Source organism: Streptomyces alfalfae (assembly GCF_004127445.1).
GTDB classification, from domain to species: domain Bacteria; phylum Actinomycetota; class Actinomycetes; order Streptomycetales; family Streptomycetaceae; genus Streptomyces; species Streptomyces alfalfae.
Genome location: NZ_QEXM01000043.1, coordinates 590,549 through 615,475, shown reverse-complemented (window position 1 = coordinate 615,475; position 24,927 = coordinate 590,549). Strand labels below are relative to the sequence as shown.

The 24,927-nt window shown below is 72.9% G+C and carries 24 protein-coding genes; 7 read left to right on the top strand and 17 right to left on the bottom strand.

What is annotated here, in order from left to right:
• Positions 1–10 precede the first annotated feature (10 nt).
• Entirely contained in the window at positions 11–880 is an 870-nt protein-coding gene (locus tag DCW30_RS25785) for a chitosanase (protein WP_237283359.1), read from the bottom strand.
• Between the two features lie 207 nt (positions 881–1,087).
• Here DCW30_RS25785 and proP point away from each other — a divergent pair, with 207 nt between their 5' ends.
• Positions 1,088–2,560, top strand: a complete 1,473-nt coding sequence (proP, locus tag DCW30_RS25780; protein WP_076683875.1) for a glycine betaine/L-proline transporter ProP — start codon at positions 1,088–1,090, stop codon at positions 2,558–2,560.
• On the opposite strand, the gene DCW30_RS25775 is transcribed toward proP, so the two are convergent.
• A complete protein-coding gene (locus DCW30_RS25775) occupies positions 2,561–3,085 on the bottom strand; it encodes a PadR family transcriptional regulator (protein ID WP_076683874.1) in 525 nt (174 codons plus the stop codon).
• A gap of 155 nt (positions 3,086–3,240) precedes the next feature.
• On the opposite strand from DCW30_RS25775, the gene DCW30_RS25770 reads away from it, so the two are divergent.
• The gene (locus tag DCW30_RS25770; protein WP_076683873.1) at positions 3,241–4,629 is read left to right on the top strand and encodes an MATE family efflux transporter; all 1,389 of its coding nucleotides are present in this window, start codon (positions 3,241–3,243) and stop codon (positions 4,627–4,629) included.
• Here the strand turns inward: DCW30_RS25770 and DCW30_RS37635 are convergent.
• The 4 genes from DCW30_RS37635 to DCW30_RS25750 all read right to left on the bottom strand — a co-directional run bounded on the left by DCW30_RS37635 (position 4,529) and on the right by DCW30_RS25750 (position 7,824).
• Entirely contained in the window at positions 4,529–4,774 is a 246-nt protein-coding gene (locus DCW30_RS37635) for a DUF397 domain-containing protein (RefSeq protein WP_076683872.1), read from the bottom strand. The two genes, DCW30_RS25770 and DCW30_RS37635, sit on opposite strands and share 101 nt — an antisense overlap.
• A complete protein-coding gene (locus DCW30_RS25760) occupies positions 4,771–5,607 on the bottom strand; it encodes a helix-turn-helix domain-containing protein (protein WP_079249943.1) in 837 nt (278 codons plus the stop codon). The genes DCW30_RS37635 and DCW30_RS25760 overlap by 4 nt, the downstream gene beginning before the upstream one ends.
• Positions 5,608–5,746: 139 nt before the next feature.
• Entirely contained in the window at positions 5,747–6,910 is a 1,164-nt protein-coding gene (locus tag DCW30_RS25755) for a serine hydrolase domain-containing protein (RefSeq protein ID WP_076683870.1), read from the bottom strand.
• Between the two features lie 101 nt (positions 6,911–7,011).
• The gene (locus DCW30_RS25750; protein WP_076683869.1) at positions 7,012–7,824 is read right to left on the bottom strand and encodes an SAM-dependent methyltransferase; all 813 of its coding nucleotides are present in this window, start codon (positions 7,822–7,824) and stop codon (positions 7,012–7,014) included.
• A gap of 299 nt (positions 7,825–8,123) precedes the next feature.
• On the opposite strand from DCW30_RS25750, the gene DCW30_RS25745 reads away from it, so the two are divergent.
• Positions 8,124–10,664, top strand: coding sequence for a DUF6185 family protein (locus DCW30_RS25745; protein WP_076683868.1), 2,541 nt, complete (start codon positions 8,124–8,126; stop codon positions 10,662–10,664).
• Positions 10,665–10,673: 9 nt separating this feature from the next.
• On the opposite strand, the gene DCW30_RS25740 is transcribed toward DCW30_RS25745, so the two are convergent.
• The 8 genes from DCW30_RS25740 to DCW30_RS25705 form a co-directional block, all read right to left on the bottom strand.
• Positions 10,674–11,498, bottom strand: coding sequence for an endonuclease I family protein (locus DCW30_RS25740; protein ID WP_076683867.1), 825 nt, complete (start codon positions 11,496–11,498; stop codon positions 10,674–10,676).
• A gap of 199 nt (positions 11,499–11,697) precedes the next feature.
• The gene (locus DCW30_RS25735) at positions 11,698–12,120 is read right to left on the bottom strand and encodes an acyl-CoA thioesterase (protein WP_076683866.1); all 423 of its coding nucleotides are present in this window, start codon (positions 12,118–12,120) and stop codon (positions 11,698–11,700) included.
• A gap of 149 nt (positions 12,121–12,269) precedes the next feature.
• Positions 12,270–12,905: a hypothetical protein gene (locus DCW30_RS25730; protein ID WP_076683865.1), complete on the bottom strand. Its 636-nt coding sequence runs from the start codon at positions 12,903–12,905 to the stop codon at positions 12,270–12,272.
• Positions 12,906–13,034: 129 nt separating this feature from the next.
• Positions 13,035–13,628: a histidine phosphatase family protein gene (locus tag DCW30_RS25725; RefSeq protein WP_062780629.1), complete on the bottom strand. Its 594-nt coding sequence runs from the start codon at positions 13,626–13,628 to the stop codon at positions 13,035–13,037.
• Positions 13,629–13,739: 111 nt separating this feature from the next.
• Positions 13,740–14,525 (bottom strand): hypothetical protein, encoded by a 786-nt coding sequence (locus DCW30_RS25720; protein ID WP_076683864.1) that lies wholly within the window; start codon positions 14,523–14,525, stop codon positions 13,740–13,742.
• A complete protein-coding gene (locus tag DCW30_RS25715) occupies positions 14,525–15,820 on the bottom strand; it encodes a VWA domain-containing protein (protein ID WP_076683863.1) in 1,296 nt (431 codons plus the stop codon). The genes DCW30_RS25720 and DCW30_RS25715 overlap by 1 nt, the downstream gene beginning before the upstream one ends.
• Before the next feature lie 195 nt (positions 15,821–16,015).
• Complete coding sequence (locus DCW30_RS25710; protein WP_076683862.1) at positions 16,016–16,618, bottom strand: peptidase; 603 nt, start codon at positions 16,616–16,618, stop codon at positions 16,016–16,018.
• 32 nt (positions 16,619–16,650) lie between these two features.
• A complete protein-coding gene (locus DCW30_RS25705; RefSeq protein ID WP_076683861.1) occupies positions 16,651–17,862 on the bottom strand; it encodes a pyridoxal phosphate-dependent aminotransferase in 1,212 nt (403 codons plus the stop codon).
• A gap of 84 nt (positions 17,863–17,946) precedes the next feature.
• Between DCW30_RS25705 and DCW30_RS25700 the strand changes: the two genes are divergently transcribed.
• On the top strand, positions 17,947–18,603 hold the full coding sequence (locus DCW30_RS25700) for a winged helix-turn-helix transcriptional regulator (RefSeq protein WP_076683860.1): 657 nt from the start codon (positions 17,947–17,949) through the stop codon (positions 18,601–18,603).
• Between the two features lie 81 nt (positions 18,604–18,684).
• A complete protein-coding gene (locus tag DCW30_RS25695; protein WP_062780671.1) occupies positions 18,685–19,590 on the top strand; it encodes a HipA family kinase in 906 nt (301 codons plus the stop codon).
• 195 nt (positions 19,591–19,785) lie between these two features.
• On the opposite strand, the gene aceB is transcribed toward DCW30_RS25695, so the two are convergent.
• Together aceB and DCW30_RS25685 are read right to left on the bottom strand one after the other, a co-directional pair.
• A complete protein-coding gene (aceB, locus tag DCW30_RS25690; protein WP_062780623.1) occupies positions 19,786–21,405 on the bottom strand; it encodes a malate synthase A in 1,620 nt (539 codons plus the stop codon).
• Between the two features lie 226 nt (positions 21,406–21,631).
• Positions 21,632–22,273, bottom strand: coding sequence for a nucleotidyltransferase family protein (locus DCW30_RS25685; protein WP_076683859.1), 642 nt, complete (start codon positions 22,271–22,273; stop codon positions 21,632–21,634).
• A 184-nt stretch (positions 22,274–22,457) separates the two neighbouring features.
• Here DCW30_RS25685 and DCW30_RS25680 point away from each other — a divergent pair, with 184 nt between their 5' ends.
• Positions 22,458–22,802, top strand: coding sequence for a DUF5955 family protein (locus DCW30_RS25680; protein WP_076683858.1), 345 nt, complete (start codon positions 22,458–22,460; stop codon positions 22,800–22,802).
• Positions 22,803–22,829: 27 nt separating this feature from the next.
• On the opposite strand, the gene yczR is transcribed toward DCW30_RS25680, so the two are convergent.
• Positions 22,830–24,275 (bottom strand): MocR-like transcription factor YczR, encoded by a 1,446-nt coding sequence (gene yczR / locus DCW30_RS25675; RefSeq protein WP_309030176.1) that lies wholly within the window; start codon positions 24,273–24,275, stop codon positions 22,830–22,832.
• 121 nt (positions 24,276–24,396) lie between these two features.
• Here yczR and DCW30_RS25670 point away from each other — a divergent pair, with 121 nt between their 5' ends.
• On the top strand, positions 24,397–24,918 hold the full coding sequence (locus tag DCW30_RS25670) for a universal stress protein (RefSeq protein ID WP_237283358.1): 522 nt from the start codon (positions 24,397–24,399) through the stop codon (positions 24,916–24,918).
• Positions 24,919–24,927: the final 9 nt, after the last annotated feature.

Below are 24,927 nucleotides of genomic sequence, written 5' to 3'. Positions count from 1 at the left end.
GGCCGCCCGGTCAGCCGATGCGGTACGAGTCCCCGTAGACCTTCCATTCGAGGGGAGTGTTGAGGCTGAGGTTCCGCTTGTTCAGGAAGACCCGCTGGGCGGTGTCGACGCGGGTGGTGTCCTCGTGCGCCTCCTCCTGCTTCATCGCCCAGACGCGCGCGTCGAGGAAGGCGTGCAGGTACGCCACCTCGTCACCGCCCTGCGCCGGTGGTGTGGCCGAACGCAGCGCGCGCTTGCGGATGTTGCGGAAGCTGGTGGAGTCGCCGCCGTCGCCGTGCATCACGATGGCGTCGTAGTAGCAGAACTGGCCGAGCACGCCGATGCCGTCCGCCTTGCCCTGCTTGACGGCCGGGTTGAAGTAGACGCGGTCGCGCTCGTCGTTCTGCGCCTGCTGGAAGGCCTGGTCCGCGGCGGCCCGCGCCCAGTCGCGCGGGTAGTTCGGGTCGAGCCCGTCGTGCGAGTCGGTGCCGTCGACCCTGCGCAGCGCGGGCAGGTACTTCGCGAGGACGTTGCCGGGCTTGCGCCGCGTGTACAGCTCGACGAGGTCGAGCATGTCGCCGGTGCCGGAGCAGAAGCCGATGATGCCGGCGGTGTAGCCGCGGCCGTCGTCGATGTCCTCGATGTAGCGGTAGTAGTTCTTCCAGTCGAGGCTGGAGTTCTCCGCGCTGCACACGAGCTTCATGGCGATCTCCTTCTTCGCCGGGTCGTCGAGCCCGCCGGCCCTCGCCGCCGTCTGTCCGGCGGACGCTGTCTGCCCGGCGGACGCCGTCTGCGTGGCGACGAGCGGTCCGGCCACGACGGCGGCCCCGATGAAGGTGAGTAGGGTGCGGCGTGAGGTGAGCGTGCGCGAGGGGGTGGGGGAGGAGTGGGGGGTCTGCACGAGGGCCTCCAGGAAAGGGAGTTCATCGATCCGCGGACTGTTAGGAAAGTTTCCTACCAGAGTTCGGGCGTGACGTATACCCGTCAAGCAACCCCCGGGCGCGGGCCCGCCGTGTGGAAAGCGGTCGGCCGGGCAGGCGTTGATCAGTGGCGGCCGCCGGAGCGGCGGCCCCCGACCGAGAACCGCCGACGAGAGAGTGACCCGCACGTGAGCGCGCCAGAAGCCCCCGACGAGACACCGGCAACGCCGGCCCCGGAAGCCGTGGCACGGCACCGGGCGCTGTTCCGGGCCATCCAGCGCCGCAGGAACCCCCGCCTGCGCCAGTCGGACATCACGGTGACCGAGGAGGCCCAGGTCCAGCGCGCGGTGAAGGCGACCGCGCTGGGCAACGCCATGGAGTGGTACGACTTCGGCGTCTACGCCTACCTCGCCGTGATCATCGGCAAGGAGTTCTTCCCGTCGGGCAACGACACCGCGCAGACCCTCTCGTCCCTGGCCACGTTCGCGGCGGCCTTCCTGGTGCGCCCCATCGGCGGCATGTTCTTCGGCCCGCTCGGCGACCGCGTGGGACGCAAGAAGATCCTCGCGCTCACCATGATCATGATGTCGACGGCGACCCTCGCGATCGGCCTGATCCCGAGCTACGCCTCGATCGGCTTCTGGGCGCCGGCCCTGCTCGTCCTCTGCCGCATGGTGCAGGGCTTCTCGACAGGCGGTGAGTACGGCGGCGCCGCGACGTTCATCGCGGAGTACGCGCCCGACAAGCGGCGCGGTTTCTGGGGCTCGTTCCTGGAGTTCGGCACCCTGATCGGCTACACCGTCGCGGCGGTCCTCGTCACCGTCCTGACCATGCTGCTCAGCGACGACGCCATGCAGGCGTGGGGGTGGCGCATCCCGTTCCTGGTGGCCGCCCCGCTCGGGCTCATCGGCCTCTACCTGCGGCTGAAGCTGGACGAGTCGCCCGCGTTCCAGAAGATGGAAGAGGCGGGCGACGGCCCGGCCGCCGAGCGCCAGAAGAAGTCGTTCGCGGAGTCCTTCGTCGGCCAGTGGCGTGCGATGCTGCTCTGCATCGCCCTGGTCGCGGCGTTCAACGTCACCGACTACATGCTGCTCTCGTACATGCCGACCTATCTCACCGAGCGGGGCTTCGGCGAGACCGGCGGCCTGATGTCCATCGTGATCGTCATGCTGATCCTGATGGCGCTCATCAACTCCGTCGGCCGCCTCTCCGACCGCGTCGGCCGCAAGCCGGTCCTGATGGCGGGTTCGGTCGGCTTCTTCGTCCTCGCGCTCCCCGCGTTCCTCCTCATCAAGCAGGGCGGCACGGTCCCCGTCTTCGCGGGCCTGCTCATCCTCGGCCTCGCCCTCGTCTGCTACCTGGGCGCGATGTCGTCCTCGCTGCCCGCCCTGTTCCCCACGGACGTGCGCTACGGCTCGCTCTCCATCGGCTTCAACATCTCCGTCTCGCTCTTCGGCGGCACGACCCCGCTGGTGGTCGCGGCCCTGATCGGAGCCACCGGCAACGACCTGATGCCCGCGTTCTACACGATGCTGGCGGGCCTCGTCGGCATCATCGCCGTGGCCGCGATGAAGGAGACGGCCCGCAAGCCCCTCCAGGGCTCACCGCCCTCGGTGGCGACTCCCGAGGAGGCCAGGGAACTGGTGGAGGCGCAGCGGTAGCTACTCGCCGAGCGCGGCGATGGCCTCGGCCAGCCAGGCCTTCTCCTCTCGGCCGGTGGCGCGGGCGATCCGCAGCATCCCCTGACGGAACAGGTCCGGTTCCTCCTCCGCGCGTACGGGCTTCCCGTCCCGGTAGAAGAAACTCGCCGGGGCGTCGAGGAACGCCTGACGGCGGCGGAGCACCGCGGCCTGCTCCGCCGGGTCGGGCAGATGCCGCAGGAACGCGAGCAGCGTGAAGAACCGCTGCCCGTCGGTGATCTCCACGTCCTTGGGCTCCCGCAGCAGCGCGAGCATCCGCGCACGGCCGGCTTCGGTGAGCGAGAGGACCCGGCGCGGCGCGGCGCCGCTGCCGGGTTCGGTGCGCTGCTCGACGAGGCCCGCCTTGGTCAGCCGGTTGATCGCCGGGTAGAGAGCGCCGTCGCTCACCGGCCGGATGTGGCCGTTCAGACCCTGGATGCGGGCCTTGAGGTCATAACCGTGCAGGGCCTCCTCGTGGAGGAAGCCTAGAATCGTCAACTCCAGCACGAGCGTCGCTCCTTGCCCCTGGGGCTCTTGGCCCATGGACTCCCGGGCTCTCGGCCGTTCGCCCTCGTTACTTCCCTTGTCTCTTCGCTGCGCATGATGCTATCTCTTTTCGCTGTACCTCGAATCGAGATACAGCGAAAAGAGGGGGATGGGTCATGGGCCCGACGGAGCACCGGCGGCGGCTGGTGTCGCTCGCTCTCCCGGTCTACTGCGAACTCCTCGCGGGGGTCACGGCCGGGATCATCAACATGGTCTGGGTGGCAGGGCTCGGCGGAGCCGCCGTCGCCGCGGTGGCCGTCGCCACGAACGTCGAGAACGTCCTGCTCGGCGTCATCCTCATGGCCGGTTCCGGCACAACGGTCCTCGTGGCCCGCGCCCGCGGGGCGGGGGACGCGGCGGCGGCGCACGCGGCGGTGCGCGGAGGCTGGGCGCTGTGGGCGCTGCTCACCCCCGCCGTCGCCGTCGGGGGCTACGCCGCCCGCGAGCCGCTCGCCCGCCTGCTCCTGGACGACGACGGCCACGCGACGCGCCTCGCCACGGAGTACTTCGCCGTCGCCCTGCCCGGCATGGCCGTCTACTTCGCCACGAACGTCGTCGACGGCATCCTCAAGGGCGCGGGCGACACCCGTACGCCGATGCGGCTCTCCCTGCTCGCCAACGGCCTGATCCTCCTCCTGGACCCCCTGCTCATCCTCGGGCTCGGCCTCGGCGTGCGCGGGGCGGCGATCGCCACGGTCACCGGCCGTACGGTGGCGCTGATCTGCGGCCTGGCCGTGCTGCGCCGCTCGTCGCGCGGCCGGCCGGGGACCGCGGGGCGGCGGAAGAAGGTCCTCGCGGCCCGCGCGCTCGCCGCCGACGCGCGGCGGACGGCCGCGACCGGACTGGCCATGTCCGCCGACTTCGTCATCCGCATGACCGGCTCACTCGCGCTCGTCGCCGTCGTCGCCCGCATCGGCGTCGCCGAGGTCGCCGCGTACGGCATCGCCACGAAGGCCATGTACGTCGCCACCATGGCCTTCTACTCCGTACGCCAGGCCGCCGCCATCCACACCGCCCATCTGCTCGGCGCCGGACGCGACGAGCGCCGGGCGGTCCGCCGTCAGGCGCTCACCGTCGCGGGGGCGCTCGGCCTGGCCGCCGCCGTGACGCTGCTCGCCGCCGCGCCCTGGATCATGCGGGCCTTCGGGGCCGGTGGCGACGTGGCCGCCGCCGGGGCGCTCCACCTGCGGTGCCTCGGGCCGTACTTGGTGCTGCTGGCGTGCTTCATCGGGGTGGCCGGTGTCTTCGAGGGCAGCGGCGACAGCCCGGCGCTGGCCCGCATCACGACATACGGCTCAGTGCTTCAACTCGCCCTCGCGTACGCCTTGGTGGGTCTCGGACTGCCGGGTATCTGCCTCGCCATGGCGTGCGCCGTCGCCCTCCAGTGCGCGGCGCTGGCCCGCCTCAGCGGCCGGCGGCGTACGCCACGAACTCCGTCCAGGCCCGCGGGGCCAGGGCCAGCCGCGGCCCTTCGGGGTTCTTGGAGTCGCGTACGTGGAGGGTAGTGGGGCAGGGGGCGATTTCTACGCAGTCGCCGTCTCCACCGCTGCTGTAGCTCGACTTCCGCCAGTCCAGGGCGTCTTCGATGCAGTCATCACCGGAGCCGCCGCTGTGACTGCTCTTGAACCAGGACAATTCGAAGGTGCTCATTGCGCTCCTCGCATCCGCTTCAGCAGGCTCACCGAGTCGTCGAACGAAAGAGCCTGTGCGCGCATCCTGGCATACCGCATCTGCAGAACGCTGATTTCTTTGGGTTGGCTGATGAACTGTCCGTTCCGTTGGCCTTCGGCGTAGGCGAACCACCGGTTCTCGGGGGTTTCCAGCAACTGGATCGGGCCGTCCATCCCCGCATGGCTCGTCCGCACCACCGGCATGATCTGCAACTCGATGTTCCGGTGTTCCGCGAGCCCGAGAACGTGATCGACCAGTTCCATGGTGACTTCGTGCCCACCCATGCCCCGCAGGAACAAGTGTTCCTCCAGGATGAAGCTGTACGCGGTGTTCGGCCGCTCCGTGAGCAGCAGTTGACGCTCGGACCGCGCTTCCAGTTGCGCCTCGATCTGGTTGTCCCCCAGCGGCGGAAGCTGGTTGACGAACAGCGTCCGCGCGTACGCCTGCGTCTGCAACAGGCCGGGGATCAAACGGCATTCGTACGTCGAGAGGGCCACCGCCTCCTGTTCGAGCTGGGCCCACTGGCGGAACCAGGACGCCAGCCCCCGCTGCCGGGACAGCTGGCCCGCGGCCATGCGCAACGTGTCGAAGGCGTCCAGCGCCGTCTCGCACAGGTCGATGAACTGCGTGGGCGGAAAGCGTCTGCCCTGCTCGACGGAGGCGATGAAGTGGGCGGAGTAGCCGAGGTGCCGGGCCAGGGACTCCTGGGTGTACCCGGCACGCTTGCGGAAACTCTTCAGAACGGCGCCGAAGGCCTTGAGCCCTTCGGTCGGTTCGGGCTCGCTGCCGCCCGGCGCGCATGACGACCTCACGGGTATCCCCTGACGCTCGCTTATCGGTCCCCGCCAACGCGCCCATGGTCACGGCCGGTTGGCCCCGCTGTCCACTTTTCGCACTCGTACAGTCACGGAGCGTACGAGTTCTGGCGCGGCGTCCGCCGTGCCCCGCGGGTCAGACCCGCGCCGCGTACCGCCAGAAGTCCCGCATGGACGCGGGCGGGGCCGGGTCCGTCATCCACCGCTGGGTCAGCAGGATCGCCGTCGTGCCGGTGGACGGGGTGAGGTGGGCCGTCGTGCCCGTGCCGCCCACCCAGCCGTAGCGGCCCGGGACGTTCCAGGGCGATGTCCGGGTGACGTCCACCGAGCCGCCGAAGCCCCAGCCCTGGCCCCCCGTGAACAGGCCGCTCGCCTCCCGCTGGGCCGCGGTCAGGTGGTCGGTGGTCATCAGGCGCACGGACTCGGGCGTCAGGAGGCGGCGCCCTGCCGCGGTGCCCTCCGCCAGGAGCAGGCGGGCGAAGGCGTGGTAGTCGTCGACCGTGGAGACCAGGCCGCCCGCGCCCGAGGGGAACGCCGGCGGGGCGCTCCACTGGCCGTCGGGGGTGTCCGTCAGCTCCAGCGTGCCGTCCTCGGGGCCGGGGCGGTAGGAGCTCGTGAACCGGGCGCGCTTGGCGGGCGGCACGTGGAAGTCCGTGTCCGCCATGCCGAGCGGCTCGAAGATCCGCTCCGCGAGGAACTCGGGCAGGGGGCGGCCCGCGACCCGGGCGATCAGCACGCCCTGGATGTCCGAGCAGGTGTTGTACAGCCAGGTCTCGCCCGGCTGGCGCAGGAGCGGGATGCGGGCCAGCGCCGCCATCCACGTGTCGGGCTCCGCGGCCTCCGTCGGCCGGGGCGCGCCCTGCTTCAGCTCGTCGAACAGCGGCTGCACCGCGGGGCAGTCGAAGTCGGCGGGGAAGCCGTACCCGGCGCGGAAGGTGAGCAGGTCGAGGACCGTGATCGGCCTGACGGCGGGGACGACGTCGTCGACGGGGCTCGACGGCGTGCGGACGACGGACGGCGACGCGAGCTCGGGCAGCCACGTCGCCACCGGGTCGTCGAGGGCGATCCGGCCGTCGTCGACCAGCATCATCACCGCCGCGGCCACGATCGGCTTGGTGATCGAGGCGATGCGGAAGATGGAGTCCCTGGCCATCGGCGCGCTGCCCTCGGTGTCGACCGAGCCCGCGGCCCCGACTTCCGCCTTCTCGCCGCGGGCCACGAGAGCGACGGCGCCCGGCGCCCTCCCGGGCCCCTTGCCGACATGTGCTTCGACTACGTCCAGCAGGGTCGTTCCGGTCATCGGTCCACCTTCCCGCGGTCGCCGCGCACCTGTGTGCGCGGGCGTCGGAAGGTGGACCGGTCTCCCGGCCGGAACTCATCTGCGGCCCGGGGGCCAGGACGTCACGGCTTGCGCGCCACCGCGCCGTAGGCGTCGACCTGGGCCGGGTCGGCCGTCTCCGCACGCCAGCGCGTGACCTGCTCGACGCCCGGCTCCAGGAGTTCGAGGCCGTCGAAGAAGGCGGCTATCTCCTCGACGCTGCGCACGTGGTAGGGGATCGCGCCGCTCCTGTTGTACTCGTTCGACGCCGCGATCATGCCCTCGCTGGTGGCCGTGGAGTCGCTGATGACGAGGAAGCTGCCGGACGGCAGCGCGGCCATCAGGCGGGTGACCAGGTCGCACGCCTTGCCGTGGTCGGCGACGTGGCCGAGCGTGTTGAGGATGATCAGGGCGACCGGCTGCGACAGGTCGAGCGTCTTCGACGCCTCCCGCAGGATCGCGTCCGGGTCGTACAGGTCCGCGTCGATGTACGCCGTCTCGCCCTCGGGCGTGCTGGTCAGCAGGGCGCGGGCGTGCGCGAGGACCAGTGGGTCGTTGTCCACGTACACGATGCGGGAGTCGGGGGCGACCCGCTGCGCGACCTGGTGGGTGTTGTCGGCCGTGGGCAGGCCGGTGCCGATGTCGAGGAACTGCCGGACACCCTGCTCGCCCGCCAGGTGGCGGACCGCGCGGCCCAGGAACTGACGGCTGGTGCGCGCCACGTCGACCAGGCCCGGGAAGATCTCCTTGATCTGGTCGCCGAGCTCGCGGTCCTTCTCGTAGTTGTCCTTGCCGCCCACGAAGTAGTTCCAGAACCGCGCCGAATGCGGCTTGCTGGTGTCGATGCGCGCGCGGATGCCGGCGGTGGAGTCGAGCTGCGAGTCGTGGTCGGACACGGGAGCCTCCTGGGAACCTGCGGTGAGCCGCACGGCAGCCGTGGCCGCGGTGCGTGGGCGAGGGCATCGCCGAGGGGCCGGGCCGCCGGGGTGCCGACGTACCGGTAGTTCGACGATCAAGCATCAATCTAGACGGTCGGCCCGCGGCCCGCGTCCCCGACCCGGGCATCGGGGCGGTGGCACAACGCGGGGTGGAACGGCCGCGTTTGCCGGCGGTCTCGCGCGAGTCGGCCCGCTCGGGAAGACTGGTCACCGTACGACTCGGGGGACGGGGGTTCCGGTTGAGGGCGCATCCGCTGATGATGCTGGTCGTTGTCTGCGCGGTGCTCTGGCCCGCACCGGCGCGGGCCGAGGAGAAACCGGTGGACGGGTGGTGTGCGACGGCCGGCCTGGACAAGGCGGAGGCGAGCGCGTCGATCCGGCTCCGCCACGGCGGACGCGACCACACCAAGGTCACCGCACGGCTGACCGTGCACGTGCCGTCGTCCTGGAAGCTCGCCCCCTCGCTCCTGCTCGCCGAGGACAGCGGCGGCTACCGCAGGGCCATGGGCTGCCTCACCCGCTCCGACGAATCCCAGCACCGGTGGTGGGGCGAGTGGCGCCCGCGCGGCAGCCCCCGGGTGACCTCGGAGAAGGGCGGCCACCTCGTCCGCTTCGACACCTTCTCCTGGATCGACGAGCACGAGGGCTGGTTCGCCCTCGGCCCCTGGCGGATCGAACGGGGCACCGCCCACTGGCGGCTGCGCTTCACACCGGCGCCGGGCCTGCACCGCGTGAACTGGACGCGGATCACGGTGGACCCGGGCGAGCCGGGCGCGGAGTCCGCCCGGCCGAAGCCGGTCGCCGCCGAGGGCGCCACCGGGCTCGTGTGGCGGCCGAAGGGCGAGAGGAAGCCGCCCGACGTCACGGTGCGCCTCAAGCCGGGCTGGCAGCGGTCGTTCGCCGCGCAGGACGACCGGTTCCTGTTCGCCAACCTCAGCTCCGGGGGCAACCTGGCCTGGACGGGCATCGTCTCGGGGCTGCTGCTCGTCGCCGCCTTCAGACTGCGGCGGCGCGCCGGCGCCGGAGCCACCGAGGCGGCGTCCGCGCGTACGCTCTCGGACTGGGCCTGGATCTCGGCCGGCGCCGTCCTCGTCTTCGACGGCGACACCGTCCTGCTGCGCTGGCTGTACGCCCTGGGCGACGAGGACCTCTGGATCGGCCGCGAGCCGCGGATCGCCCTGGCCGCGGCGGTCTGCGCCGCCGTACCGCTGCTCGCCTTCGGCAGGCAGGGGCGGTACATCACGGGAGCGGGCGCCGTCCTCGCCGCGCCCGTCCTGGCGGTGGCCTGCCAACCGGACCTGTTCGGCCTGCCCGACGACCTCGACATCAGCGGCGGCACCCCCGAGGGCGCGTTCTTCTCCCTGCTCACGGCGGCGTTCTGCGCCCAGACGCTCACCTTCCTCGGCTTCACGGCCGCCGCCTGGCGGCTGGCCGGCGAGGGCGGTCTGATCCCGCCGGGCAGGGCGGGAACGCCCCGCGCGCTGCTCCTGCGGTACGCGGGCCCGCTGACCCTCGGCGTCACGGCGGCCGTCGGCGCGTGCTACACCCTGGCCACCGAACGCAACTGGCAGCGCGTCTCCTGGCTCAGCCTGCGCGGCGAGCCCGCCTACGGGCTCGGACACCGGGGCGAACTCCGCTCCCACCTCACCTGGTACACCGTGAACGGCCAGAACTGGTGGCTCCCGGTGTGGGTCCTCACCGGACTCGCCCTTTACGCGGTGCTGCGCGCCACCGGGGACCGGTCCGCCGAGTCACCGCTGGCCGAGCCGGCGGACCGCAGGGTGTTCCTGCTCTTCTTCCCCGTCGTCGTCGGCATGTCCCTCGGCCTGTTCGCCAACAACGCCCTGCTGTCGCCCCTGTGGATCTTCATCAACACCGCGGCCCTGCGCCTCGCCGCCTCCGCCGGCGCGTCCCGGGCCGTCCTCGGCCGTGGCCTCGACGCGTCGGGGGAGCGGCTCGGGCTGAGCGTCACGGCCGCGCGGCGCGCCGACATCCTCGGCAGGGCCCGCCGCTACCGCGAGATCCACGCCAAGATGCGCCGCCTCGACCAGGGGCAGTCCGACGACGACATACTCCAGCGCCGCCTGCTCGAACAGGAGATCCGCGGACTGCACGCGTGGACCGGCGCCGGGGGAGGGGCGGACCGGCTGCCCCCGCAGGTCTCGGTCGTCGACGTGGCGCTGTCGATGGGGCCGCGCGACACCTGGTGGGACAACGGCCGCAGGGCCGCCCGCTTCGCCTTCTTCGTCGGGCTTCCGGCGAGCGGGCTGGTCGTCTGGTCGGGGTGGGTGCGCGGGGACAACTGGCGGGCCAGCACCTACTTCGGCTTCGGCCTGCCCGACGCGGTGTCCGGCTTCCTGGCCTGGCAGGTGTGCTGGGCCGGCGCAGGCTTCGTGCTCGGCGCGCTCTGGCGGTGCCTGCCGGGGCGGCGCGGCCCGGTGCGGGCGCTGCCCGTGGCCGCGGCCTTCGCGCTGCCCGCCGGCGTCGACGCGCTGGGCAACCTGTACCTCGACCAGGGGTACGGGGACGTGGGGCTGTGCGTCGTGGCCATGCTGTTCGTGCTCACGGTCACCGGCATCGCCCTGGACCTCGACATCTTCCAGGACGAACGCCGGTTCTGGCAGAGCCGGTTCGGGCTGCTCCTGTCCGTCTACCAGATGCGGTACTTCTCGCTCCAGCTCGCCTACCTGGTGGCCCAGGCCGTGGCGATGCTCACCCTCTGGCAGTTCTTCACCGACACCGGTGGGGGGCCGCCGCCCAAGGAGTTCGAGAGCGGCGGCGGTGGCGGCGGGAAGTGACCGGCGGGGTCACCAGATGGCCGGCACCCACTCCGGGTGGTCGATGAACGGGTTCCTGTTGTGCTGGTACGTGTCGAAGATGACCTGGTTGCGCTTCTTCTCGAAGGCGTCCGGCGGGTCCTCGTCGTTCCACTGCTTGAGGACCGAGAGGCGGCCGATGGCGGGCGCGCTGCCGTTGTCGACCTCGTCGTTGGGCTCCAGGTCGGGGAAGCCGCTCTCGCCGTCGTAGCGCACGGCCATGTAGAGGATCATGCGGGCCACGTCGCCCTTGACCTCGTCGCGGGGCTCGAAGGAGTCGCCGTCGGTGAGGCTGCCGGGGGCGCCGGCCACCGCGCTGCCGCCGTTGTCGAAGTCCTTGTTGCCGCGGATGCTGTTGACCGTGACGTCCGCGGGGCGGAGGTGGTGGATGTCGGTGCCGGGGCCCGTCGCCGTGCCGAAGTCGCCGTGGGACTTGGCCCAGACGTGCTCGCGGTTCCAGTCGCCCTGGTCGCCGCCGTTCGCGCTCTTGCTGCGTGAGGCGCCGCTGTAGAGCAGGATGACGTTCGCGCTGTTGGCCGGGTCCTCGTCGGTGGCCTTCAGGGCGTCCCAGACCTGGGAGTACGACAGCTTCGTCTGGTCGCTGACGATCGTGTGCAGCGCGGACTTCAGCTCGGGGCCCGTCTTGCCGAGGGCGTCCTGGTAGTACGTGTCGTCATAGGCGCCGACGGCCGAGGGCGCGGCGGCCGGGGCGGGGGAGGCGGTGGCCGTCGCGGCCGTCGGCACGGTGATGCCGACGAGCACCGCGGCGGCGGTCAGGGCCAGGGGTTTCCAGCGGCGTACGCGCGGGACGGGCATGTGGGGGGTGTCCTTTCCCGGAACCGGTCTCGCGCGCCGCACGTCCGCCCGAGCGGCGCGCGGTCTACGCGAGTTGACTGGTCAGTCACCGGGAGAGTGGCACGGATGTGCGTACGATCGTGTGAACGGTACGGGGCGGTTGCGTGACGATGTCATGCACACGGTCACCCGTACGCGGTGGTGCGGGCCGGCCGCGCGTTCACAGCCCCAGCAGGGAGGGATCGCTCGCCAGCGCCCTGAAGCACTCCCGCGGGTCCGCCACGAGCCGCCGCTCCTTCAGGTCCATCAGGCCGCCGACCGAGGTGAACGTCGCGGCCACCGTGCCGTCCGCCTTCGTGACCGCCTGCTCGATCCGGAACGTCTTGCCGCCGCCCCAGACGAACGCGCAGCTCACCGTCGTCTCGTCGCCCGCGCGCAGCTCGCTGCGGTAGCGGACGGTGTTCTCCAAGGCGACCGGGCCCACGCCCTTGTCGAGCAGGTCGGTCTGGGCGATGCCCGCCGCGCGGAGCAGGGACCAGCGGGCGTGCTCGGCGTACTGGAGGTAGACGGCCTGGTTCACGTGCCCCTGCGTGTCCGTCTCGTACCCACGGACGTCGACGCGCACGGAAAACGGCTCTGCCACGGTGTTCCCCTCGGTTCGGTGATCGGTGATCGGTGATCGGTGATCGGTGATCGGTGATCGGTGATCGACGACTGGTGACCGGTCATCGGTTGTGTCCGGGTGCTTGCAACTCGGCTGCCGGGCGGGGCATTCCGCGCGCGGGCGGCGGCTCATGCCCTTCTCGGTGACGCCAGCAGATAACGGTCCCCGCCGCGCGCCCCCGTGTGCTCGCCGACCTGCCAGCCCGCCTGCTCCAGGGCCGCCGCGCAGGCCCGCAGCCCCTCGGGCGACGGCTCGCGCACGGCGACGGCCTCGGGCTGCGGGGTGTCGGTCACCCGGTAGCCCTCGCGGCCGGGGGCGGCGGGGGAGCGGCCCGCGGCCTCCAGGGCCAGGGCCGCCGCCCGGACCAGGTGCGTGCGCTCCCAGGCGCAGGGGCGGTCCCGTGAGCCGTCGGGATTGGTCATGCGGCGCAGCTCGACCAGGCCCTCCCAGGCGCCGCGGACCTCCCGCGCGCGCGGTGGGCCCTCGCTGCCGGGCGCCGACGTCTCCGTGCCGGTGCGGGCGGCGAAGACCCCGGAGTCCGGCGCGGGCCCGGCCGGCTCGGGGGCCGCGGCGGGGGCGGCGCCCTCGTCCCGTACGCGATGGCCCGCCGGGGTCAGGAAGAACGCGCGCGGGGGCCGCGGGTGACGGAAGGCGAGGCGGGCCCTGACCAGGGCCATGAGCTGCGCCTCGGTCCCCGAAAGGCGGCCCGTCTGCGGGTCCGCGGCCTCGATGATCCGCCGCTGGGCGGCCGTGGGTGGCTTCACCGCGCGTGCACCCCTTCCCCCGTGAGTCCGTCGCCGCCGTCCGCTGCACCGGCCACTGGTTCCGATGATGCCTCGCGGCACTGACAACGGGCCCGGGAGCGAGGGCGGACGGGCCGTGCCACGGCGGGGTCAGGGCCGCTGGTTCCAGCTCGCCACCACGGGACGCCCGTGCTCCGTGCTCAGACGGCACACCGTGCCCGTGGCGAGGACGAACATCGAGCCGCCCGACGGCGGCAGGCCCAGGCGGCGGGCCGCGAGGACGCGGAGGAAGTGGCTGTGGGCGAAGAGGACGACACTGCCCTCGTAGTTGGCGAGGGCCGCGTCCACCTTGGCCAGCATGCGGTCGGCGCGCTCGCCCACCTGCCGGGGGTTCTCGCCGGGGTGCTCCGGCGGGCCGAGGGCGACGCCGTCGTCGAAGAGGTACCAGTGCGGCCGCGTGCGGTGGATCTCGACGGTCGTGACGCCCTCGTAGGCCCCGTACTCCCACTCGCTGAGGTCGGGGTCGACGCGGGCGTCGGGGAACCCGGCCAGCTCCGCGGTCTCCCGCGAGCGCTGCCGGGGGCTGGTGAACGCCGCGCCGATCCGGAACCCGCCGATCAGCGGGGCGAGCGAGCGGGCCTGCTCCCTGCCGTTGTCCGTCAGGGGGATGTCCGTCCAGCTCGTGTGCTGTCCGGACAGTGACCACTCCGTCTCGCCGTGCCGGACGAGGAGCAGATCGCCCATGTCGTGCCAATCCTGTTCTTCCGGGGGTGGCGGCGCCGTGCGGCGCCACCACCCCCGAGACTGCCACGTCCCGCAGGTCAGATGCCCCTCGGGACCCGCCTCAGCGGCGGTTCACCGTCCTTGCGGCACCCCTGCGGGGCGGCCGGAGCCGCGGGTCAGGGCGTAGCCGCCGACGCCCGCCAGGGCCGCGAGGACGCCGCCGACGCCCGTCCAGATCCAGCGCGAGGACCACCAGCCGGATGACCAGCCGTCCTCCGGCTCGGTGACCTCGGCCGGCCGCTGGTCGTCCGAGCCCGCGCCCGGCACCAGCGGCTCCGCGAGCGACCCGTCCACGGCCTGCGCGCCGCCCGCGTCGGTCGCCGTGACGTCGACCTCGGCCCGTACCGGCAGGCCGAGGTCGTCGGCCTTGAGGCCGGTGACCGTGAGCCGCAGGTAGTACGTGCCCGGCAGCGGGTCGTTCGCCCACTGCTCCGACCAGGCCCTGACCGTCCGCAGCGAGCAGGACAGGGAGACCGACGCGGCGTCCCGCGCGACCGTCTTCCTCGGCGTGCCGAGACGGCAGGCCTGGCGGCGCCGCAGCCCGTCGTAGACGTCGACCTGCCAGGTGGAGGCCGCGTGCCGGGCGGCGGCCTCGGGCAGCTTCACCGTGGCGTGCACGGTGGCCCGCTGCCCGGTGTCGACGGGGAACGCCCAGTACAGGTAGTCGCCCGTGGACGCCTCCGCGGTGGCCTTCTGGTCCTGGCGGATCGCGGTGGCGGTACGGAAGGAGGTGCCCGCCTCGGAGGGGGCGTCGCTCTTGCCGTCACCGTCACCGGCGGCGGAAGCGGTTCCGGAGAAGGCCAGGAGCGCCGCGCCGGTCAGCGGCAGCGCCCGGCGCAGCACACGTGTCGTAGCCATCAGTTGGTCCTCCAGACCGCGAAGCGCCAGCGTGACAGCCAGCCCCAGACAAGACCGGCGACGAAGCCGACGAGCACGAGCAGGCCGAGCAGCCACCAGCCGTGGCCGAGCCCGAACGACGCCACGTCGGACGCCTCGTCGGGCGAGTCGACGAGATCGACGGCCAGCTCGACGGGGAGACCGGGCGCCTTCTTCACCGAGGCGGGAGCGGAGAAGGAGTTGCTGACGCGCAGACAGACGGTCTCCGACGCGGCCTCCTCGTCCTCGTCGTCCGCCTCGGGCGTCGGGTGGCGCAGGCCCGTGGAGATGACGTCCGTACGGCCGTCGCCCGACTCCTGGCCGCGCACGATCTCGCGACCGTTCGGGGTCTCGGCGCGCAGCAGCACGCCGTAGTCCGGGTCGACGGCGCGGTCGGCCGACACGCTCACGGAGGCGCGCAGCTCCTTGCCCGCCGGAACCGCCACGCGGTACCAGCGGTGCTCGCCGAACTTCTCGCGGTCGGTGTACAGGCCCGACTTCAGCTCCGGCGCGGCGGCGCAGCGGTCGGCGCCCTTCGCCTCCACCGGGGTGACCACCGGGTCGGCGGCGCGGTCCACGAGCTGCTTGACGCGGCCGGCGAGTTCGTCGGTGTGCCGGACCGAGGTGTAGGTGCCGCCGGTCGCCTCCGCGATGCAGCTCAGCTGCTCACGGGTCTTGGCGTCGGGGACGAGGCCGAGCGTGTCGATGGTGAGGTGGATGCCCTTGGCGGAGATCTCCCGGGCCACGACGCACGGGTCGAGCGGCTGGCAGGTGTCCTCGCCGTCGGATATCAGCACGATGCGGCGGCTGCGCTCGGCGGTGTCGTCCGTCAGGTCGTCGGCGGCCTTGAGCAGCGTCGGCCCGATGGGCGTCCAGCCGGTCGGCGCCAGCGTCGCCACCGCGGTCTTCGCGTCGGTGCGGCCGGACTCGTCGAGCCGCTCCACGGGGTAGAGCAGCTCGGTGTCCTTGCAGCCCGTCCTGCGGTCGTCGCCGCGGTAGTTGGCGCCGAGGGTGCGGATGCCGAGCGCGACCTCGTCGGGGGTGGCGTCGAGCACCTCGTTGAAGGCCTGCTTCGCGGCGGCCATGCGGGACTTGCCGTCGATGTCGCGGGCCCGCATGGAGCCGCTGACGTCGAGGACCAGCTCGACCTTGGGGGAGGGCTGTGCGGGTGCGTCACCGTCGTCGTCGGCGACGGCGGGGCCCGCCGTGACGAGCCCGGCGGTCAGGGCGGCGAGCAGGGCGAGAGCCCAGGCCGCCGGCCGTTGTCTTGTGATCATCGCCGGATCTTATTGATCATGGCGGCACATCCCCAAAACGGACGTCGGAACGGTCCGCGGCGCCCTCCGCTCGGACCGCGCGCCCCCGCGCCCGGGAGGTCTTCGGCCCCTACGAGGTCCTGCGCTTCCGGCCGCCGGAGGCCCGCCGCCGCCAGGCCTCCGGCGCAGGCTGGTCCATGGCCCGCCGGCCGGGTGTCAGCGCAGTGAGACCCCGCGTCCGGCGAAGAACGGCTCGAACATGTCGGCGGGGAGCGTGGCGGTCCTGGTCGCCGCGTCGACGCCCGAGGGGTTGTGGAAGTGCAGCCCCTCCGCGGTGCGGCGGGTGAGCAGGACCAGGTGGCCGCCCCTGCCGGGCGCGGGGCGGTGCGGGCGGCGGATCTCGAAGTGGACGGAGGCGATCACCCGCCGCCCCTCGTCCAGGAGCGCCCCGATCTCCGCGACGGTGAGGCGCCGGTGGACCGTGGCGTCGACGCCGTGCGCCGCGCGGGCGTACTCGGCGAAGGGCGCGTAGACCATGCCGCGGATCTCCCCGCCCTCCTCGGTGTACGCGCCGTGCTCCAGGGCGCCGTCACGCAGTTCGAAGAGCGAGGGCGCGTCGGCGCCGAGCGCCATCTGATAGCACGTCAGGCCGCAGAGGTGGCCGCACCAGCGCGCGTAGTCCTCGACGGTGGCGGCGCCCGACTCCCGCCAGGCCGGGTCGTCGGCGCGGTCGTGGCCCCCGTACACGATGGGCCCGACGAGGCCGGGCGACGCGAACTGGGTGCGCGCGGTCGTACCGCAGGTGGGGCAGGGGGTCACGTCGCTCCTGGTGGGACCGTGGCGGGAACCGGCTACTGGCGGTAGCCGCTGAGGAAGCGGCCGATGCGGCTGATCGCCGCGTCCAAGTCGTCGGCGTAGGGGAGAGTGAGGATACGGAAGTGGTCGGGGCGCGCCCAGTTGAAGCCGGTGCCCTGGACGACCTGGATCTTCTCCTGGAGCAGCAGGTCGAGGACGAACTTCTCGTCGTCGTGGATCGGGTGCACCTTCGGGTCCAGGCGCGGGAAGGCGTACAGCGCGCCCTTGGGCTTCACGCACGACACGCCGGGGATCTCGTTCAGCTTCTCCCAGGCCCGGTCGCGCTGCTCGCGCAGCCGGCCGCCGGGCGCGGTGAGCTCCTTGATGGACTGCCTGCCGCCGAGCGCGGCCTGGATGGCGTACTGCGCGGGGGCGTTCGGGCAGAGCCGCATGGAGGCCAGCATCGTCAGGCCCTCCAGGTAGTTCCTGGCGTGCTGCCGCGGTCCCGTGACGACCATCCAGCCCGACCGGAACCCGGCCACGCGGTAGGTCTTGGACAGGCCGCAGAAGGTGAGGACGACGAGGTCGGGGGCGAGGGCGGCGACGCTGTGGTGCACGGCGTCGTCGTACAGGATCTGGTCGTAGATCTCGTCGGCGAAGACCATCAGGCCGTGCCGCCGCGCGAGGTCGAGGATGCCCTCCAGGATCTCCTTGGGGTAGACCGCGCCCGTGGGGTTGTTCGGGTTGATGATCACGACGGCCCTGGTGCGGTCGGTGATCTTCGACTGCATGTCGTCGAGGTCGGGGTACCACTCCGCCGACTCGTCGCACACGTAGTGCACGGCCTTGCCCCCGGAGAGGGTCGTCACGGCCGTCCACAGCGGGAAGTCGGGCGCGGGGACGAGGACTTCGTCGCCGTCCTCGAGGAGCGCCTGCACGGCCATGGTGACCAGTTCCGAGACGCCGTTGCCGAGGAAGACGTCGTCCACGGAGACCTCGTCCAGGCCGAGCGCCTGGTAGCGCTGGGCGACCGCGCGGCGGGCGGAGAGGACGCCGCGCGAGTCCGTGTAGCCGTGCGCGCCGGGGAGCATCCGGATCATGTCCTGGACGATCTCCTCGGGCGCCTCGAAGCCGAAGAGCGCGGGGTTGCCGGTGTTGAGGCGCAGCACGCTGTGGCCCGCCTCCTCCAGGGCGTTCGCGTGCTCGATGACGGGGCCCCGGATCTCGTAACAGACCTCGTTGAGCTTGCTCGACTGCCGGAACTCCATGCGGTGCGCCTCCCGTGACGTGTGTTACTTGGTTTTACCAAGCCCCCGCTTGGAAAGTCCAACAAGTTGCCTAGACTATGCCGCATGCCACCTCAGCCGCGGCCGTCCGCCCGCTCCCGCCGAAGCTACGACCAGTACTGCGCGGTCGCCCGCGGCCTCGACGCCGTCGGGGACCGCTGGACCCTGCTGATCGCCAGGGAACTGCTCGCCGGGCCCCGCCGCTACACCGACCTCCACGCCGACCTGCCGGGGGTCAGCACGGACGTCCTCGCCTCGCGCCTGAAGGACATGGAGCAGCAGGGCCTCGTGACGCGCCGCAAGCTGCCCCCGCCCTCGGCGGCGTACGTCTACGAACTCACCGGGCGCGGGCATGAGTTGCAGCCCGTCCTCAGTGCCCTCGCCGCCTGGGGAGCGCCCGCCCTCGCGGAGCGCAGGCCCACCGACGCGGTGCGCGCCCACTGGTTCGCGCTGCCGCTGCTGCGGGCCCTGGCGGGTGCCGGGGCCGAAGGGGTGGCGCAGGTCCGCCTGGCGGAGGGCGAGTTCCACGTGCGCGTCGGGGGCGAGCGGGAGGGCTTCGGCGACGGCCCGGCTCCGGAGGCGCCGGACGTGCTCCTCGCGCTGGACGCGGAGACGTGCGTCGAGGTCGGCGGGGGCGCGCTCACGGTGGGCGAGGGCGTGCGCCGGGGGCGGATCGAGCTGACCGGGGACGGGGTCCTGGCCAAGGCGCTGCGGGAGACGTGAGGCGGGACCCGGGGCGACGGGCCGCCGGGGCCCCGGAAACCCGCTCGTGCGCGGTCGTGACCTCGGCATACAGTGGCCGGTGTGCTGCGTGAAGTGACTGCTGTTCGCTATGTGACCCCGCTGCGGACCGGCGGCTCGGTGCCCGGCGTCGTCGAGGCCGACGACCTCGGGACGTACGTCGTGAAGTTCACCGGGTCCGCGCAGGGGCGCAAGGCCCTGGTCGCCGAGATCATCGTGGGTGAGCTGGCGCGGCGGCTCGGGCTGCGCTTCCCCGAGCTGGTCCTCGTCGACTTCGACCCGGCGGTCGGGGCCGACGAGCCGCACCAGGAGGTGCAGGACCTGCTGCACGCCAGCGCCGGGCTGAACCTCGGCATGGACCTGCTGCCCGGCGCGCACGACTTCACGCCGGACGCCGTCGACGTCGATCCGCTGGAAGCCGGCAAGGTCGTCTGGCTCGACGCGCTCACGGCCAACGTGGACCGGACCGTGCACAGCTCGAACCTCATGGTCTGGCCCACCTTCGGCGTGCTGCCGCCGAAGCTGTGGCTCATCGACCACGGGGCGGCGCTCGTCTTCCACCACCGGTGGGGGGCTTCCGCGCCGGACAAGGTGTACGACTTCCGGCACCACGCGCTGGGGGGATACGGGCCCGACATGGCCGCCGCCGACGCGGAACTCGCGCCGCTGGTCACGGAGTCCTTGCTGCGGGAGGTCGCCGGGCTCGTGCCGGACGCCTGGCTGGCCGACGAGCCCGGCTTCGCCTCGCCGGGGGCGGTGCGGGACGCCTACGTGGAGTTCCTGCTGGCACGGGCCAGGGCCTCGGCGGTGTGGCTGCCGACCGGGTTCCCCTCGCGGGACGAGCTGGCCGCGGCGGACGCGCGGCGCGCGGCCGACACGGAGAGGGGGCGGCCCGCCTGGCTCAAGCGGGTGCCGGATCTTCACGGGAAGCCCGGGGCCGAGCAGGACTGGTCCGTTCACCTCGGCTGAAGGGCCCGGCCGGGGGTCTCGTCTTGTCTGGGTGCGGCGCTTGTTCTGGCTGCGGCGCCGTGGTGGCTTGGCGCGCAGTTCCCCGCGCCCCTGACCGAGGCCCTGGCGCCCGGCGCGTTGTTCCCGCGCCCCTGAGCGCGGCCATGACCCGGCCCCCGGCGCTGTGTGGTGCCGGGGGCCGGGTCGGAGGCCGGGCTAGCGGAGCTGCTCGTAGGCCGGGAGGGTCAGGAAGTCCGCGTAGTCCTCGTCCAGGGAGACCTGGAGGAGGAGGTCGTGGGCCTGCTGCCACTTGCCGGCCGCGAAGGCCTCGTCGCCGATCTCCTGACGGATCGCGTCCAGCTCCTGGGCCGCGACCTTGCGGGCGAGGTCGGCCGTGGCCGTCTCGCCGGTCTCGAAGACGACGCCCGCGTTGATCCACTGCCAGATCTGCGAGCGCGAGATCTCCGCGGTGGCCGCGTCCTCCATGAGGTTGAAGATGGCGACGGCGCCGAGGCCGCGCAGCCAGGCCTCGATGTAGCGGATGCCGACCTGGACGGCGTTGACCAGGCCGTCGTAGGTGGGCTTCGCGTCGAGGGAGTCGATGGCGATCAGGTCCCCGGGCGCGACCGAGACGTCCTCGCGCAGGCGGTCCTTCTGGTTCGGCCTGTCGCCGAGGACCGCGTCGAAGGACTCCATGGCGATCGGGACGAGGTCGGGGTGCGCCACCCACGAGCCGTCGAAGCCGTCGTTCGCCTCGCGGTCCTTGTCGTTCTTGACCTTCTCGAACGCGACCTTGTTGACCTCGGCGTCCCTGCGCGACGGGATGAACGCCGCCATGCCGCCGATCGCGTGCGCGCCGCGCTTGTGGCAGGTGCGGACGAGGAGTTCGGTGTACGCCCGCATGAACGGGGCGGTCATCGTCACCAAGTTGCGGTCCGGCAGGACGAACTTCTCGCCGCCGTCACGGAAGTTCTTGACGATGGAGAACAGGTAGTCCCAGCGGCCCGCGTTGAGCCCGGAGGCGTGGTCGCGCAGCTCGTAGAGGATCTCCTCCATCTGGTACGCGGCGGTGATCGTCTCGATCAGGACGGTCGCGCGGACCGTGCCCCGCGGGATGCCGACGTGGTCCTGGGCGAAGACGAAGATGTCGTTCCAGAGGCGGGCCTCCAGGTACGACTCGGTCTTCGGCAGGTAGAAGTACGGGCCCTTGCCGAGCTCGATGAGGCGCTTGGCGTTGTGGAAGAAGTAGAGGCCGAAGTCGACCAGCGCGCCGGGGACCGGCTTGCCGTCGATCCGGAGGTGGCGCTCGTCCAGGTGCCAGCCGCGCGGGCGCATGACGACCGTGGCCAGCTCGTCGGCGCTCTTGAGGGCGTACGACTTGCCGGTTCGCTCGTCGGTGAAGTCGATGCGGCGTTCGTAGGCGTCGGTGAGGTTGAGCTGGCCGAGGATCACGTTCTCCCAGGTGGGCGCGGAGGCGTCCTCGAAGTCGGCGAGCCAGACCCTGGCGCCCGAGTTCAGGGCGTTGATGGTCATCTTGCGGTCGGTGGGGCCCGTGATCTCCACGCGGCGGTCGTTGAGCGCCGCCGGGGCCTCGGCGACCCGCCACGAGTCGTCGGCGCGGATCGCGGCCGTCTCCGGCAGGAAGTCCAGGGTGGAGGTGGCGGCGATCTCGGCGCGGCGCTCGGCGCGGCGGGCGAGCAGTTCGTCACGCCGGGGCGTGAACAGCCGGTGCAGCTCGGCCACAAAGGCGAGGGCCGCGTCGGTGAGCACCTCTTCCTGCCGGGGCAGGGGCTCTGCGTCGACGATGGCCAGCGGCGACGGCGCTGGTGCGGACATGAGCTGTCACTTCCTTCAGAGAGCTGCGCGGACGGCGCCGGGCGAGCCGCCGGGCAGACACGGCGGCACTGGGTGCCACCAGAGCCGAGGTACGGCTTCCGGGCCCCGTCCGGGGTAACGGGCCTTCTGGTCAGTGGATACTAGTTTCCTCATGGTGGAAGTTCAATGGTTTGTTGACGTCGAGATTCTCTCCGTCGACAGAACGTGTCGCTGAGTGCCATACCGGTCACTCGCCGTGGGCCGCGGGCTCCAGGCGCACCAGGTCCTCCGCCGTGTCGATGTCGTAGGCCTGCGCCACGTCCCCGCACTCGACCAGGGTGATCGCGCCGGCGTTCCGCTGCAGATAGGCGCGTGCCCCGCGGTCGCCGACCGCACTCGCCTCGATCCCGGCCCAGTGCGCGGCGCCGAAAAGCACCGGATGCCCGCGCACGCCGTCGTACGCCGCCGCCGCGAGCGTCGACGGGGAGCGGTACGCGGCGCGCACCCGCGCGGTCGCCGCGGGGCCGATCCCCGGCTGGTCGACGAGCGACACCAGGGCCGCCCGCGCGCCGGTGCCCCGCAGCGAGGCGAGACCGGCCCGCAGGGACGAACCCATGCCCTCCTCCCAGCCCGGGTTGTCGACCAGCACGCAGCCGGGGAGCGCGGCACGCGCGCGTACGGTCGCGGAAGCGGCGCCGACGACCACGTGCACCCGCGCGCAGCCCGCCTCGCGCAGCACCCCCACGGCGTGTTCGACCAGCAGGCGCCCCCGGTGTTCGAGGAGCGCCTTCGGCCGCCCGCCGAGACGCCGTCCGCCGCCCGCCGCGAGAAGCAATCCGGCCACCTCGCCGGCCTCGCCCACCGGCGGATTCATCGGTTCTGTCGTCATGCCTCCTGCATACACCCGGGCGGCAGGGCGTGTTCCGGCCGGGCGTCGCCGGGACGGTGGCGTGCGACGGCCGCGTAAAGGTTTACTGATCGGCGGCTCCCGGGTGCCTGACCAACGCCCTGGCGGGGCAGAGAAAGACCCACGAGAGCTGACGCACGACGCTGTGCGAGGGGGAGAGCCGACTGTGTTGCGGAACGCGGGGCGGAGGCCGGCGACCGGGAGCGCCCGGGGCGTGCGGGACGACGGGGACGGCGAGGACCCGCGGGTGACGGGGCTGCGCACCTCGGTGACGCGTCTGCGCCGCGAACTGGCCGCCTACCGCGTGGAGTTCACCGACCGGGGCATAGCCGAGGACGAACTGGCCGCCCTCGCGGACATGGCCGACGGCGGCGCCCCCGAGATCCCGCGGCTGCGCCGCTCCCTGCTCCTGGTGGCCAGCGCGATCGGCTCCGTCAGCGCCCTCGCGCCGGGCCTCGCGGAGGTGCGGGGCGCGGTGGAGATGTTCGGCACGCCGCCGCGCGGGACCTAGGGCCACGCGAGCCGGGCCCGGTCCCGGTCACGCGACCCAGCGGCGGCCCCGCGCCTCGTCGGCGGGGGCGCGCAGGTCGCCCGCCAGCGTGGCCGCGAGGCGTTGCGCGGCCAGCTCCAGGGCGGCCGGCGGGAGCGTGTAGGGGATGCGGAGGCGGTGCTCATGCGTGCCCGGGTCGGCGCCGAAGCGGGAGCCGCCCTCGATCCGCACACCCCGCGCCGACGCCGCACGGGCCAGGGCCGACGCGATCGGGCGGCCCAGGTCCACCCAGAGCGACAGGCCGCCCGGCGGCGTCCGCCAGCGCCACTGCGGCACATGCCTGGCCAGTGACGCCGCCAGGGCGTCCCGCCGCTCCCGCAGCATCGGCAGCCGCTCGCCGAGGACCTGGTCCATCTCGCGCAACAGGTGCAGCGCCACCAACTGCTCGATGACGGGCGTCGCCATGTCGCCCGGCACCCGCGCCATCGCCAGCTCCGTGATCAGCCGCGTGCCCGCCCGCACCCAGCCGATCCGCAGCCCGCCCCAGTGCGTCTTGCTCAACGACCCGACGGTGACGACCTGTTCGCCGACGCCGTGCGGCGCGAGCGAGGCGAAGGGGGCGGGCGGCGGCCCGTCCAGGGCGATGTCGGCGACGGTCTCGTCGATCAGCAGCCAGGCGCCCGTCGCGCGGGCCGTCTCCAGGACCCGTACGCGCTGCTCCGGCGGCATCAGATTGCCGGTCGGGTTCTGGAAGTCCGGCACCAGGTACGCCATGCGGGGAGCCGCCTGCCGCAGCGAGGACTCCACGAGTCCGCTGTCCCAGCCGTCCTCCGTGACCGGCACCGGCACCGGACGCAGGCCGGCGTTGCGGATCGCGTCCAGGGCGTTCGGGTACGAGGGGTTCTCGACCAGGACGCGGTCGCCCGGCCCGCCGAGGAGCGACAGCGTCAGGGACAGCGCGTGCTGGGCGCCGGTCGTGATCAGGATCTGGTCGGGGAGCGTGGGCAGCCCCCGCCGGGTGAAACGGTCGGCCACGGCCGCCCGCAACTGCGGTATCCCGTACGGGTGGTAGCCCGCCGTCGGCGCGTGCTCGGGCAGCATCGCCGCCGCCGCGCCGAGCGCCGCCGCCAGCTCCCGCTCCGGGGCGCCGGGCGCCGCCACCGCCAGGTCGAGCACGTCGTCGCCCACCGGGAACGCCGCCACGGCGGCGGGCCGCTGCCCCTCCGGCAGCTCGGTCCAGGTCCCCGCGCCCCGGCGGCTGTGCGCGAAGCCGCCCTCGCGCAGCACGTCGTACGCCGCCGTGACCGTGGCCCGGCTCACCGCGAGCGCCGAGGCCAGCTCGCGCTCGGCGGGCAGCCGGGTGTGCAGCGGGACGCGGCCGTCCAGGACGAGGGTGCGCACGCCGTGGGCGAGCGCGCGGTACCCGGGGCGCTCGCCCACGGCGCCGACCAGCAGCGCGGCGAGCCGACGGCTGCCCAGCCTTCTGTCCCCCACGCGGACCACTCGCCCCTCCACCATGCCAACTCATGCCGATTGGCCCTGCTCTCCAGGCCAATCAGCGTACAGAGTCGTCGGCGGCGGGAAGAAGCGGCTCATGTGGCCTGGGAGGGCACCGGTGGCATCGACAGCGGGGACGGAGAGCGGGGACGGGCGCGTCGTGGTGGGGGTGAGCGGATCACTCGCGAGTCTCGCGGCGCTGCGTGCCGCCGCCGACGCGGCCCGGCGGAGCGGGCGTCCGCTCGTGGCGGTGACCGCCTGGGAGCCGCCGGAGGGCGAGGCGCTGTATCTGCGGCGCCCCGACCCGGCGTGGGCACGGCACTGGCGGGCCGAGGCGCGGGCCCGCCTCGACGGCGCCTTCGACGCGGCCTTCGGCGGCGCGCCGCCGGGCGTCGGGAGTGAGCGCCGGGTGGTCAGGGGCCGTCCCGCGAGCGCGCTGCCCGGCCTCGCCGTCCACCCGCACGACCTGCTGGTCATCGGGACCCGCCCCGGCAGGCGTCGCCCGAGCCGGCTCCACCGCGGGATCGGGGCCCGCGCGGTCTGCCCGGTCCTCACCGTTCCCGCGCCGACCGTGCCGAGGGGCCTGCGCAGGGCGTTGCGGCGGATGACCGCGGAGGACTTCGCGCTGGTCGGACGGTGAACCACCGCT